General features: G+C 38.4%; 10 protein-coding genes and 1 CRISPR repeat array. Of the genes, 8 read left to right on the forward strand and 2 right to left on the reverse strand.

Annotation, left to right across the window (positions count from 1 at the left end; all coding sequences use genetic code 11):
• The first annotated feature begins 6 nt into the window (after positions 1-6).
• The 7 genes from cas7b to cas4 are packed head-to-tail and all read left to right on the forward strand — an operon-like array spanning position 7 to position 6603.
• Positions 7-918, forward strand: coding sequence for a type I-B CRISPR-associated protein Cas7/Csh2 (gene cas7b / locus GO495_RS31675; RefSeq protein ID WP_157303973.1), 912 nt, complete (start codon positions 7-9; stop codon positions 916-918).
• On the forward strand, positions 908-1669 hold the full coding sequence (gene cas5b / locus GO495_RS31680) for a type I-B CRISPR-associated protein Cas5b (protein ID WP_157303974.1): 762 nt from the start codon (positions 908-910) through the stop codon (positions 1667-1669). Before cas7b ends, cas5b begins: the two co-directional genes overlap by 11 nt.
• A complete protein-coding gene (gene cas3 / locus GO495_RS31685; protein WP_157303975.1) occupies positions 1666-4074 on the forward strand; it encodes a CRISPR-associated helicase Cas3' in 2409 nt (802 codons plus the stop codon). Before cas5b ends, cas3 begins: the two co-directional genes overlap by 4 nt.
• A gap of 36 nt (positions 4075-4110) precedes the next feature.
• Complete coding sequence (locus tag GO495_RS31690) at positions 4111-4743, forward strand: CRISPR-associated endonuclease Cas6 (RefSeq protein WP_205691371.1); 633 nt, start codon at positions 4111-4113, stop codon at positions 4741-4743.
• A 3-nt stretch (positions 4744-4746) separates the two neighbouring features.
• Positions 4747-5757, forward strand: a complete 1011-nt coding sequence (gene cas1, locus GO495_RS31695; protein ID WP_157303977.1) for a CRISPR-associated endonuclease Cas1 — start codon at positions 4747-4749, stop codon at positions 5755-5757.
• Positions 5735-6025 carry a CRISPR-associated endonuclease Cas2 gene (cas2, locus tag GO495_RS31700; RefSeq protein WP_157303978.1) on the forward strand — a complete coding sequence of 97 codons (291 nt, stop codon included), beginning with the start codon at positions 5735-5737 and terminating at the stop codon, positions 6023-6025. Before cas1 ends, cas2 begins: the two co-directional genes overlap by 23 nt.
• A 5-nt stretch (positions 6026-6030) precedes the next feature.
• Entirely contained in the window at positions 6031-6603 is a 573-nt protein-coding gene (gene cas4 / locus GO495_RS31705; protein WP_157303979.1) for a CRISPR-associated protein Cas4, read from the forward strand.
• Between the two features lie 195 nt (positions 6604-6798).
• A CRISPR array of direct repeats spans positions 6799-8959; the repeat unit is 37 nt; unit sequence CTTCCTACAGGTAATCCAGAATAAGAAGGATTGAAAC.
• Positions 8960-9590: 631 nt separating this feature from the next.
• Here cas4 and GO495_RS31710 read toward each other — a convergent pair.
• Both GO495_RS31710 and GO495_RS31715 read right to left on the reverse strand, forming a co-directional pair.
• Positions 9591-10877 (reverse strand): SMI1/KNR4 family protein, encoded by a 1287-nt coding sequence (locus tag GO495_RS31710; protein ID WP_157303980.1) that lies wholly within the window; start codon positions 10875-10877, stop codon positions 9591-9593.
• Between the two features lie 126 nt (positions 10878-11003).
• Positions 11004-11555 carry a hypothetical protein gene (locus GO495_RS31715; protein ID WP_157303981.1) on the reverse strand — a complete coding sequence of 184 codons (552 nt, stop codon included), beginning with the start codon at positions 11553-11555 and terminating at the stop codon, positions 11004-11006.
• A 77-nt stretch (positions 11556-11632) separates the two neighbouring features.
• On the opposite strand from GO495_RS31715, the gene GO495_RS31720 reads away from it, so the two are divergent.
• On the forward strand, positions 11633-13519 hold the full coding sequence (locus tag GO495_RS31720) for a hypothetical protein (protein ID WP_157303982.1): 1887 nt from the start codon (positions 11633-11635) through the stop codon (positions 13517-13519).
• The last annotated feature ends 84 nt before the right edge of the window (positions 13520-13603 follow it).

A 13603-nucleotide genomic window follows, 5' to 3' on the forward strand; every position in this document is an offset into this window, starting at 1 on the left:
ATACTTATGGCTGAAGCGCTAAAAAAAAGAAGTGAGATCTTATTCCTGTATGAAATCGAGAATGCCAACCCGAATGGCGATCCGCTTGATGAAAACCGGCCTCGTTTTGATAATGAAGATGCGACCGTTATCGTTTCAGATGTACGTCTGAAACGTACAATCAGAGACTATTGGTATGAGTACAAAGGTTATAACGGAGAGAATGGGAAAGATATCTTTGTCCGGGAAACAAAATATGCCGATGGAGATAAAGAATATGTTTCCGACGGAAAAAGACGTGCAGTAGCATTTTCAGAAAGTAGGGAGAAGGTATTGGATACCTGTATAGATATCCGTGTTTTCGGAGGTGTTCTACCGCTGAAAAATGATTCTATCACACTTACAGGCCCTACCCAGTTTCAAATGGGCAGATCAATCAATAAAACCGAAATCATAACAGAACAGGGCACAGGGGCATTTGCATCCGGTGATAAAAAGGGGCAGGCTACCTTCCGTACTGAGTATAAAGTACCATATGCCTTAATCGGTTTTAACGGTGTGATCAATGAAAAATCTGCTCAATATTCCAAAATGTCCGATGATGATAAAACATTACTGGAAGAGGGCATCTGGGACGGTACGAAGAATCTCATTTCCCGTTCCAAATTTGGTCAAAACCCGGTTTTATTACTGGTAGTCAACTATAAAGATTCCTTTTATATAGGGAACCTGCGGCAGCGTTTAAAACTGATCTCAGAAAAGAATGATCTTGGAATACGAGGTCTTTCTGATTTCAGACTGGATGTATCAGCCATTATTAAAGAGCTCAAAGCAAATAAAGACCAGATTGATTCCGTAGAGGTGAGGTTTGACGAAAGGCTGCAATTGTCTCCTGCAATATCCATTATTGACGGAAAATTGGATCTAAATGCAATTTGATCATGTTTTAATCTTCGATATCAAAAGCGAGTATGGTCATTTCCGGAAATTCAACACAACGACTTCCCCTTTGACATACACTATACCTACCCGTCCTGCCATTGCAGGGCTGTTAGGTGCTATGCTGGGTGTTGAAAGGGAATCTGCTGGTGGAAAATACCCGGAGGGAAGCCTCTCTGTTACTGAATTGTTCTCAAAAGACAACACTGGCATTGCAATACAAATCGTTAATCCTGTTAAGAAGGTAAATATTGCATTTAACCTGCTGGATACAGAAAAAGCTGCTACCAGTTTCTTTAACATCAAACAACGTACACAGATAGAATTTGAGTTATTAAAAATGCCTCACTTCAGGATCTTTGTCGGGGTTAAAGACGAAAAGCTATTTATTGATCTCTGTAACAGGATTAAAGAGAATAAATTACATTTTACACCTTATCTGGGGCTTAGTCAGTTTACAGCTATAGTAGAATATAAGGATATAGCAAAAGTTGCGAAATTGGAATCTGACACATTTACAGAAGTATTAACAGCCGTTAACCTTAACAATGTATCTCCGGATAATGCTGTTGATTTTAATTATGCAAAAAACTTTAAGTATACTTCAGATACTATGCCTGTAGCAATGCAAAAAGACAGGACTGTCACAGAGTATGCAGAAATAATAATGGAAACCAACGGTCATCCGATTGCTATCAAATCAAAACATATATTACAATTACAGGACTGGGGAAATATCCTTTTTCTATGAACCTTTACTCACATGACTCAAAGCTGTTGATTGATCATTTGCGGGAGGTAGCATACAAATGCCGGAATACAATCGGGGAATTAAAGTTGTTCTGCCAAAACTCCGAAAGGAAGGAGGTAATAAAACAATTAGCCTTTCTCGCAGGCGCATTTCATGATCTTGGTAAAGCAACGAGATTCTTTCAATACTATTTATTACATCCTGAGCATGAAACGAATGGGCCTAAAAGTCATGCTTTAATTTCCGCTCTTTTTGTTAAAGAAGTAGCTATTGAATATCTGAAAAAAACGACAATCCCGGATATTGACAAAAGGCTATTTGCCCACATGGTCTTTACGGCTGTAAAACGTCATCACGGAAAACTGGATAATTTTGAACAAGAGTTATATATTGATTTGTATGATAACTCCAACAGCAATATGCTGAAGGTACAGGTAGAGGCATTTGAAGAAAAAGAAACTAAAGAAATTATTTCTTTTTTCCTTAAGGATTTAGACATACAATATGATTTAAAGAAATTCAAGGGATATATTCTTTCTGGTTCTTATTTATCCGATATGCCAGAATTCTATATAGATGATATTGAGGATGGTGACTTTAACAGTTTCACTTCTCAGGAGAAGATAGAATATTATTACCTGCACCATTTATTATTCAGCAGCCTTTTATTATCAGATAAAACCGATGTTATTCTTGATAAGGAAATTTTATCTTCAGAAATCTCAATCCCTGATAACATAGTAGACAAATTCAGAGAAAGTAAGGGCTTTAACATTCCTAAAAAAACGATTGACATTCAAAAGAATGAGGCATATTATAGTGCTTTAAATAATCTTGAGATTGTATTCTCATCAGAAAAGCATATTTATTCTCTCACATTACCTACCGGCCTGGGCAAAACAATTACGTCTTTTGCTGTTGCCCGAAAAATGAAACAGCTATTAGGGCCTGATTGTAAACGTACAATTATTACAATACCATTCACGTCCATTATTGATCAGAATTATGAGATATATGGAGAACTTGTTAATACCAAAGATTCTGCTATTTTATTAAAACATCATCATCTGGCAGAGCCGGTTTATAAGATGGATGAAACTTCGCTTTCTCCAGGAAAAAGTCAGTTCCTCATTGAAACATGGGATTCACAAATAGTAGTCACGACATTCGTTCAGCTATTCAATTCCCTATTCTCAAATGATAAATCCTTCTTGATGAAATTGCCTAATCTGGCAAACTCAATCATCATACTGGATGAAATTCAGATGATGCCATATAAGTACTGGCAACTGGTTAAAAATGTATTTGAAGTGTTGGGAAAGACTTATAACTGCTACTTCATCTTAATGTCTGCAACACAGCCATTAATGTTTCTTCCGGAAATCGAAATCATTGAAATCATCCCCGATTATAAAAAATATTTTAGATACTTCAACAGGACCAGACTTTTTAACAAAACAGCAAAGCCGGTATCACTAGCTGAATTTACAGACGAGATATATCACTATCTTCAGAAAGATATACATAAAGACGTACTTATCATTTTAAATACAAAGAAACATTCCAAACAATGTTTTGAAGTATTAAGGAGTATGATTGATGTTGAATCAGAAGATATTTATTATCTGTCAACGATGATCACTCCTTATGAAAGGAAACATATTATGCGTCTCATAAAGGAAAAGAGCTGTAAGCGAAAGATTATTGTTTCTACTCAATTAATAGAAGCCGGTGTGGATATTTCAGTTGATACTGTATTCAGATCGCTGGCGCCAATAGATTCAATTATACAGGCTGCTGGCAGAGCAAATCGTTATGGAGAGAAGCTACAACAGGGAGAAGTATATTTATACGAAATAGAGGAGCTTAAAAAAGCTACATCGCTGATTTATGGCGCTGATTTAATTCAGAAAACAAAAAACGTACTAAAGGAGATAAATGAAGTTGATGAGACATTCTATCTCCCGCTTATCGAAAGTTATTTCAAAGAGGTAAGAAAGCAATCTGATAGCTATTCTTCTGAGTATCTTGATGGTATTTGTTCTTTAAATTTTAAAGATGTGGGAACATTTTCATTAATAGAGGAAAGAAAGACAGAATCTGTATTTATACAACTAAATGAAGAAGCGAAGAATGTATGGGAGCGTTATGTAAATATCTATCAGAATAATGAGACTGATCAGTTTCAAAAGAAACAGGAGTTTGCTATGCTTAAATCCCGTTTTTATGATTATGTGATTAATGTTCCGGTACCATATGATAAAAAAGAAATTGACTTTGACAGTGTGTCCATTTTAGGATTCTATTTATCTCTTCTTGAGTCTCCCAGCCGGTTCTACAATTATAGTGCGGAAGATATTTCTCAGAATACAGGTTATGAAGCAGTAAATACTCTAAGTTTTTGATCAATGTCAGTTCAACTTCATCAAACAATCATCCGGATGCCGGAAATTAAACTGGTCACACGGGATGCACATAAACTCAGAGGATTTCTGGGTAATTTATTTAAAGAAGAATCTCCTTTGCTCCATAATCACCTGGAGTCCGGTCAATTGCTGTATCATTATCCTATGGTACAGTATAAAGTACTAAAAGGCATACCAACTTTGGTAGGCATTAATGACGGGGCTGATTTACTGATGCAACTTTTCATGAGGATCAAAATGCTGGAAATTGATGGTGAACATTATCCGGTACTGTCTAAGAATATAGAAAACAGTCAGATATCGATGGGGCTTTCAGAAGATTTACATGCTTACAGATTTGAGACTTTGTGGATGGCATTAAATCAGAAGAATTATACTGACTATTTAACCGAAGATGAAACACAGCGCTCCAGGCATTTAAAATCATTACTGGTTGGCAATATCCTGAGTTTCTGCAAAGCAGCCAATTATCTTGTAGAAGGTCCTATTATGGCTAATTTAAAAATCACCGGGCAGAAAGAAACCAGGTTTAAGAATAATGCGATGCTCGCATTTGAAGCTGAATTTGTTACTAATATGCTGCTCCCGGATGCAATTGGGCTAGGGAAACAAACTTCCCGTGGATTTGGAACTATAATAAAGATATGATCAATGCAGATCTACCTTAACACATATGGAACTTACCTTCATGTAAAGGATGAGATGTTCGAGATAAAGGTACCTTCTAAAGACGCAGTACCATCTAAACAACACATTGCTGCACATAAGATCAGTTCAATTATCATGTCTACATCTGCATCTTTGAGTACAGATGCAGTGCGGCTTGCCCTTATGAATAATATTGATATTATATTCACGCATTCAGACGGGCATCCTATGGGACGTATATGGCATAGTAAGTTGGGGAGTACCACGCGTATCAGGAAACGACAACTGGAGGCGAGTTTGAGTATTGAAGCTGTTAAATTCACGAAACTATGGATTGGAGAGAAAATAAACAATCAGCTTGAGTTTATTAAGGATTTAAAAAAACATCGTCCTCAGATGGCAGATTATCTCAATGACAAAATTGCGCGTATAGAGAATCTTCATCTATCCTTAAATAACTTACAAGCGGATAAGATTGAATTGTTAGCAGACACAATTCGTGGATTGGAAGGAACTGCCGGCCGTTTATATTTTGAAACGATCAGTTATGTCCTGCCTCCCCAATACCAATATTCAGGTAGAAGTATGCGTCCTGCCAGGGATGCTTTTAATGTATTACTGAACTATGGGTTTGGCATTTTATATTCCAGGGTAGAGAAATGTCTGATGATCGCAGGTCTTGACCCTTATGTTGGTTTCCTGCACAGGGATGATTATAATCAAAAAAGTATGGTATTCGATTTTATTGAACCTTACAGGATTTTCGTGGAAACAACTGTATTCCGTTTATGCTCTGCTAAAAAAGTGAATAAAGCTCATACAGACGGAATTACAAATGGCATTACACTCAATAAAGAAGGGAAAGAATTGCTTGTTACTGCATTAAACAATTACATGGAAGTTGAAACGATCCGTTATAAAGGGAGAAACCAGACAAGAGCCAATGCTATGCAGCAGGACGCCCATACTTTTGCTAACGAACTGATTAAATATGATAGCCTGGGTACTTTATGATATTGAGAACGACAGCGTCCGTAATAAGGTTGCCAAATATTGCAAACAGGCAGGTTTGTATAGGGTTCAGTTTTCGGTATTTCTTGGTACTCTGGAGAAAAATCAGAAAGATACGTTACAACTACAGATAGAGAACCTGATAGCTGAAGATAAAGACTCTGTATATATCTTTCCAATGTCTAAAAATGAATTACAACAAACGGTTTTACTAGGTAAGGCTTTCGATAAAAAGCTCATTACAGACGAAGTAAAGGCCTTGTTTCTTTAAAACACATGACATTAACACCATCACATATCATAGAATATTTATATTGTCCCAGGTTCACATACTTTGAGTATGTGTTAACTATTCCGCAATATGAACAACGCAATTACAAAGTGATGCGTGGACGCGAACTTCATGACAGAAAACTGGAAGAGAATAAAGAATATCTGAGAAGTAGAATTGGAGTTATAGAACGATGCAATGATCAATACCTTACTAACTCATTACTCCGTGGAAAAATAGATGAAGTCCTTAAATTAGAAGATGGGACAATGGCTCCTTTAGATTATAAATTTGCTGTTTATGAAGATCAGGTATTTGAAACATATAAAACACAGCTTTTTTGTTATGCCTGGTTGATTGAAGATAATTTCAATACTATTGTTAAGAAAGGGTTTTTAGTCTATACGAGAAGTAAGAATAAACTGGTTGAAATTCCCGTAACAGATGCGGATAAGCATGCTGTTAAAGAATGTGCACACGAGATCATCAGAATTATTGATACCAACTTTTATCCTAAAGCGACGAAATATAAGCAGCGATGTATTGATTGTACTTATAGGAATATTTGTACGAAGTAATATTTTTCCGGGTAGGAATTTATTTTCTTGGCTACATTTCACTCTTCTAAATTATTGATATACAATTATTTGAGCTTTCGGAAAATGGGTTAAATGTATTGTTTAAGCTCTTTGAAATATTGGTTTAATTAAAAAATGAGTACTTTGTAAAGTAGGTTGGTATGTTGGGAATCATTAATTTAGGAGAGGGGACGGCTTCCTACAGGTAATCCAGAATAAGAAGGATTGAAACAACCTGACATCTGTCAATAGAGGTATATTAAAGTATCTTCCTACAGGTAATCCAGAATAAGAAGGATTGAAACTTGATTATCGCCGATGAGGCGCACATAGGCACTATGACTTCCTACAGGTAATCCAGAATAAGAAGGATTGAAACCCCTTAGCCATGCCTCCCATACCAGGGGTCCATCCTCTTCCTACAGGTAATCCAGAATAAGAAGGATTGAAACCTATTTCAAGTGCTGTGACTGGGTTTTTGTCTGCCACTTCCTACAGGTAATCCAGAATAAGAAGGATTGAAACAAGAACTCGTATAGATATCGCTTACACAGTTCCGCTCTTCCTACAGGTAATCCAGAATAAGAAGGATTGAAACCCGGGAAGGGCTGTTTCAGCATACCACGGGGGCTAACTTCCTACAGGTAATCCAGAATAAGAAGGATTGAAACAATGGTATCAATATGTAGGATCTACGATAGTAACTACTTCCTACAGGTAATCCAGAATAAGAAGGATTGAAACCAAAATTACGTGAAGGAATAATATTGAATAGACATACTTCCTACAGGTAATCCAGAATAAGAAGGATTGAAACTGCATGTTCTTAGATGCTCTTTTATCCCAATACACTCTTCCTACAGGTAATCCAGAATAAGAAGGATTGAAACATTAGAGGTATGGACCATCAATCACTATTTGATTTTGACTTCCTACAGGTAATCCAGAATAAGAAGGATTGAAACCTATGGGTGATGGAGCCGGAGCTGTGCAATATGCGTCTTCCTACAGGTAATCCAGAATAAGAAGGATTGAAACTCAACATAATCGGCATAATCCAGCATGAATATTTCCCTTCCTACAGGTAATCCAGAATAAGAAGGATTGAAACAACAGCTCAATGTCTTTGTATCTGAGAGCTTCAATCCTTCCTACAGGTAATCCAGAATAAGAAGGATTGAAACTCAGTAAGAAATCAAACCTTAGATAGCACTATTCATCTTCCTACAGGTAATCCAGAATAAGAAGGATTGAAACTAATTTGACCGTCTATAAAATGACGCACAACTGTATCTTCCTACAGGTAATCCAGAATAAGAAGGATTGAAACATCTATCATCATCCAAATACCCAACGCCTAATGCACCTTCCTACAGGTAATCCAGAATAAGAAGGATTGAAACTATCTTCAGTATAATTTATTAATGAATCACGATATTCACTTCCTACAGGTAATCCAGAATAAGAAGGATTGAAACTGTAATTTGGTCTTACCTCATGTGGTGATTGTGAGACTTCCTACAGGTAATCCAGAATAAGAAGGATTGAAACTTCAGATGCTTCGGTTGGGGGCATCTGATGACAGACCCTTCCTACAGGTAATCCAGAATAAGAAGGATTGAAACAAATTTCTTCATGTTCTTCTGTGAATTCAGGCATATCTTCCTACAGGTAATCCAGAATAAGAAGGATTGAAACAAATACTTTGTTCTTTATCCTTATCCATATCCTTACCTTCCTACAGGTAATCCAGAATAAGAAGGATTGAAACGATACTTTTATTACATTAGGTGAAGGCTTAGGGTATCTTCCTACAGGTAATCCAGAATAAGAAGGATTGAAACGATCAACTGGATGTTGCTTACCATATTGAAACGTCCCTTCCTACAGGTAATCCAGAATAAGAAGGATTGAAACGCCCTTGCAGCCTCATTTTCTTCCAAATCCTTTATGCTTCCTACAGGTAATCCAGAATAAGAAGGATTGAAACAAGTTTGAAGAAATTGCACTGGACGGAAATATCAAACTTCCTACAGGTAATCCAGAATAAGAAGGATTGAAACCTGCAGGCAAGTACAGCAAGCGCACAAGATTGTTTGACTTCCTACAGGTAATCCAGAATAAGAAGGATTGAAACATGAATCCCTTCGAGTACACACGTTGATAAGCAGTACTTCCTACAGGTAATCCAGAATAAGAAGGATTGAAACGAATCCCTGCAACAACTGAACGCCATTGATGGTATTCTTCCTACAGGTAATCCAGAATAAGAAGGATTGAAACTACGATCAATTAATAGAACCATGGCATTTCGGTGGCCTTCCTACAGGTAATCCAGAATAAGAAGGATTGAAACTACCAATCTTACGGGACTGATAAGTGATTAACCCCACCAAGAGAAGAAGGATTGAAACATAGTTTCGTCGGTGTAGGCACTGATGTTAAAGTGTCTTCCTCAGTATAATCCAAGAGAAGAAGGATTGAAACGTTCGAAATTGATCAGATTGTCTAGCCATTCAAAGACTTCCTGGGTATAATCCAAGTGAAGAAGGATCGAAACTCAATGAAACCAGCCGTATATCTACTGCCCCGTACTTCCTAAGTATAATACAGAAGAAAAAGGATTAAAACATCGTTTTCAGACAACGGTAGATAAAGCTTTGGCAGCAAAAGAATTTAACAAAAAAGGCAGCATAAAATGCAATGTTGAAATCGTGTCGTGTAAGGAGATACCCGAACTAAGTGTAGTGGTCTATTTGACGTTGGCAATTCAGAGAAAATTGTTAACCGGGGAAAGTGGCTATTTTGATACACTATAGTCTAAATATGATACAGTGTTAAACTTGTACGACAATGAAGAAAAATAAAAAACTATAAAATCCTTTTGCCCCAGTGCCAGTAATGGCAACACCCATCATGGAATGAGATATGCAGACTCAAAACTCTTTAGCACTTAAACGATACGTAAAACAATCATTATTTCAACCTCACTCGTTATAACCCTCTATACTTTGTAATTGTTCCTCAATATAATACCTAAACCCCGGGTATCTTTGATCCCCGGGCAGCCAGTATGCGAAAAAAAAAGTCTGCCATGAAGTTATATTTCCAACCGTTGTCGGAATCAACCAAATCATTTGCTCGTCCGGATAGCGACTGATCATGATACCCCTCGACAGATAATCTTTGAATGTTTCAGGATCATCGTCGTCAACTGGCCAATCTGAAAGGCTGTCAAAAGTATCAGCATCCAATATATTGCCAATAAAGTCAATTTCATTTACAGGTAGCAATGCAGGATTATTCAGTGGAAATGGCCTGATACCATTCGTGATTTCGAGAAAGAGCTTATAATCTGTAGGAAGAGTTATGCCTAACCTGTTTTCTGCAAGAGTAATTTCGCTGACCGTAGCTCCGTCGAAACCTATCCAACCGGAAATCCTGACTGATTCGTCATATTCTCCATCTTCGAGCTCTATCGAGTGCCGGCTAATTTTGTGAAGCAAGTCTTTCCATGTGAGATCACCGTATAGCATAGTCCTTCCATCCTGAAACCGTTTATCCAAAACAGTTATCGCCTGCGAAAGGAATTCCTGAACAATTGTTTCAGAAAGGTTCAGTTCATCAGCTATACCCTTTTGCAATAATACTGGAGCAACATGCCTGCTGCATGCCAGAAGGGGGAAAAGATAACCCAGTGTTTTTTTATGGTATCCGTTGGCCCATATTTTAGCCAGTCGAATGCCCGTATCTGCTTTCCCATTCCTGGCGGCTAATTCTGCTCCCAGGGCGAATCCTTCACAGGAAGTTACATTTTCTGCGGCGAGTTTTTCCAGCATGGACAGTGCTTCCAGTTCGTTTTGGGAAGATGGGAAACTGCCATCTACATTTACCAGTGCAGCAGTTATATAGGATTTTCTCAACAGGTCCTGATCTGTCAGCTCATTCCAGGGTTTATCCGGCATTTTGTAAGCCCATCTGTCTACGGCTATATATCTCCGTATATTCTTCTCGATAGACTCAATATCATCAAGGGGAAAAGGTGTAAAACCGGGATAACTTCCTGCAGCGTCCCATAAAACCATAAAAGCGGTATCCGCCAGCCAGGTATCTCTATCATGTGGCAATTTGTATTTCCATAGCTCTGACAACAGCTGGTTGGCAGCTTCAAGAAAACCACCGGTAGCCATATATAAAGCGACATCTGTAACTTGTGTATATACTTCCTTATCAGATCCCGACTGAATAGTATTGAGTGTACCTTTAGTAAGCATGGAATTACTTTGGATGTCGATCAATCAAACATAATCTTGCGCCGCATTTTAAGCCCGTGGCATATATTTCTTAAAGTAAGCATATATGGTATCGTAGTACTCCACCATATCTTAGTAATTTTCTCATTATGGATAGGTATGTTGATGAGATGCATTAACAAAATTAATTATAAACAAATACATATTAGCATAGTTAGCTTTATCATGAACTCCCCTCCTTCTCCTGGTTCCATTAACCCCGGTCTTGCAAACACCCGGAATATGAAATAGCCCTTTAACGACTACCTTCCTACATGGCTGCTTCACCTCTGAAGCATAGCTCCTCCTACTCTCCGCCTCATTAACCGCGCACTTTGACTTGTACGCCTGCCGTAACCTCGCTTCAACAACAGGAATAGAACTCCCTTCTTTCAGCCATAAAATAGCCTTCCCGGTCATTTCCCGGTACAAAGGATACTCCTTCACTATAAACTGCCTGTAAACAGCAGAAGCGATCCTGGAGGCTATACGCAACCGGGAGGAACTATCCCGGAACCCCGCAAAAGCTTTATCTTTCTTAATCCGTTTACCGGTAATGGAACTCTGTATACGCACATAATACTGCTCACCCTCTAACTGATAAATAGTGAGGCCGTCTTGTGTCCCTACAAAGGGCGGAGATCCAATCAATTTCGCCATACAGCAATTTAATGATTTTCCTGAATGCAAATTCTCCCCATTATTTTATATTTTACCCCTGGTCTCAACATAATATCATGAAAAAACTTGGCGTATTAGCAACTTTGCTATTATCAGCAGTCACTTCCCATGCTCAAAAAGTAAAAACAACCTTTCAGATCGCCGAAAAATGGCGACCCGAATACGACGTCCGCGCAGACGTTGTAATGTTATATGGCATGGACAGCACCTTCCACGACAGACTTACATCCTGGAAACAACAAGGATACGGTATCCAGTTCATGACAGGCATCGCCTGGGGCAATTACCAGGATTACTTCTCCGGAAAATTCGACGGGAAGACCCACTGGGAAGAAAGCCAGACAGATATCAACGGTCACGTAATAGGACATGGCAGGGATGTTCCTTACATAGTACCCACGGAATCTTATATCACCTACATGAAGTCCAGGGTAAAAAAGGCAATCGACGAAGGAGTAACGGCCATTTACCTCGAAGAACCAGAATTCTGGGCAAGAGGAGGATACAGTGAACCATTTAAGAAAGAATGGCAGAAATTCTACGGGTTCCCCTGGATGGCACAGGATAAATCTCCGGAAGCCACTTACTTATCTTCTAAACTAAAGTACCAGTTGTATTTCAATGCTTTGAAAGAAGTATTCCTCTACGTATCCGAATACAGCCATAAAAAGGTGAAATGTTACGTACCTACGCATTCGCTGTTAAACTATGCAGCATGGCAGATCGTAAGCCCTGAAGCCAGTTTGGCAGCATTACCAGGTATGGATGGATATATTGCCCAGGTATGGACAGGCACCTCCAGAGAACCCGTATATTTCAATGGCGTAAAAAAAGAACGCGTATTTGAGAACGCTTTTATGGAATACGGTACTTTATATTCCATGATCGCACCTACGCATAAAGACGTTTACTTCCTCACAGATCCTATAGAAGACAGGCCAAGATCATGGGACGATTACAAACGTAATTACCAGGCTACGTTTACGGCTCAACTGATGTACCCAAACGTAGATCATTATGAAGTAATGCCCTGGCCCAACAGAATTTACCTGGGCAAATTTAAAGTAGAGAATACGGATTCATTGCAGCACATCTCCTCTGCCTACGCGACTCAGATGCAGGTGATGGTAAACACACTGAATGATATGCCTAAATCAACCAACAAAGTGTCCGGTACACCAGGAATAGGCGTATTGTTAGGCAATTCAATTATGTTTCAGCGATTCCCTACCCATAAAGATTACGAAGATCCGCAGTTATCCAACTTCTACGGTATGGTAATGCCCTTGCTGAAAAGAGGGATCCCGGTGCAGACTGTACACATGGAAAACCTCGGTTTCCCTGATGCATTAGCGAATATTAAAGTGCTGATCATGAGTTATTCGGATATGAAGCCTTATTCACAGAAAGTACATCAACAACTGGCAGCCTGGGTAAACAAAGGCGGTAAATTGATTTATATAGGCCGAGACAATGATCCTTTCCAGGAAGTAAAAGAATGGTGGAATAGTAATGGGTTAACTTATAAAGCTCCTTCAGAAGATCTTTTCAGAAGATTAAAAGACAAAGTGGTAATAGTAAGAAAAGATCCTAAAGAACTGGTGTTAGCCCCTGATCAGGATAGTGATTATGTAGCGCTGGTAAAAATATCGTACGGCAAAGGCTGGCAGACAAAAAACAACTTTATTCTAGACAGAGGGCCTTATAAAATAGTGTCCGTATTAGATGAAAATACGGATAAAACACCGGTAAGTATAAAAGGAAAAATGATAGATCTCTTTGATCCCGAATTACCTGTTATAAACGAAAAAATAATAAATCCGGGAGAACAGGCTTTCCTCTATACTATACCAGCGGCTACTACACCTAAAGTACTCTGTGCTGCGGCCAGGATCACAAATGGATATTACGGCCCATACCTTACCACTGATTTCAGTCCATAGTTTACCAGCGTTTCAGTTCAAAGTTTACCATTTTTAATGGTTCGATTTAGGTTATTTCAGTGCAAAGTGTACCACTGCACCAAG

This window comes from Chitinophaga oryziterrae, from assembly GCF_009758125.1.
Taxonomy (GTDB): Bacteria; Bacteroidota; Bacteroidia; order Chitinophagales; family Chitinophagaceae; genus Chitinophaga; species Chitinophaga oryziterrae.

What these genes read in the sequence shown, in the direction of transcription:
- cas7b (WP_157303973.1), top strand. Translation starts at nt 7, where the DNA reads ATGGCTGAAGCGCTAAAAAAAAGAAGTGAGATCTTATTCCTGTATGAA.
- cas5b (WP_157303974.1), top strand. Translation starts at nt 908, where the DNA reads ATGCAATTTGATCATGTTTTAATCTTCGATATCAAAAGCGAGTATGGT.
- cas3 (WP_157303975.1), top strand. Translation starts at nt 1,666, where the DNA reads ATGAACCTTTACTCACATGACTCAAAGCTGTTGATTGATCATTTGCGG.
- GO495_RS31690 (WP_205691371.1), top strand. Translation starts at nt 4,111, where the DNA reads ATGCCGGAAATTAAACTGGTCACACGGGATGCACATAAACTCAGAGGA.
- cas1 (WP_157303977.1), top strand. Translation starts at nt 4,747, where the DNA reads ATGCAGATCTACCTTAACACATATGGAACTTACCTTCATGTAAAGGAT.
- cas2 (WP_157303978.1), top strand. Translation starts at nt 5,735, where the DNA reads ATGATAGCCTGGGTACTTTATGATATTGAGAACGACAGCGTCCGTAAT.
- cas4 (WP_157303979.1), top strand. Translation starts at nt 6,031, where the DNA reads ATGACATTAACACCATCACATATCATAGAATATTTATATTGTCCCAGG.
- GO495_RS31710 (WP_157303980.1), bottom strand. Translation starts at nt 10,877, where the DNA reads ATGCTTACTAAAGGTACACTCAATACTATTCAGTCGGGATCTGATAAG.
- GO495_RS31715 (WP_157303981.1), bottom strand. Translation starts at nt 11,555, where the DNA reads ATGGCGAAATTGATTGGATCTCCGCCCTTTGTAGGGACACAAGACGGC.
- GO495_RS31720 (WP_157303982.1), top strand. Translation starts at nt 11,633, where the DNA reads ATGAAAAAACTTGGCGTATTAGCAACTTTGCTATTATCAGCAGTCACT.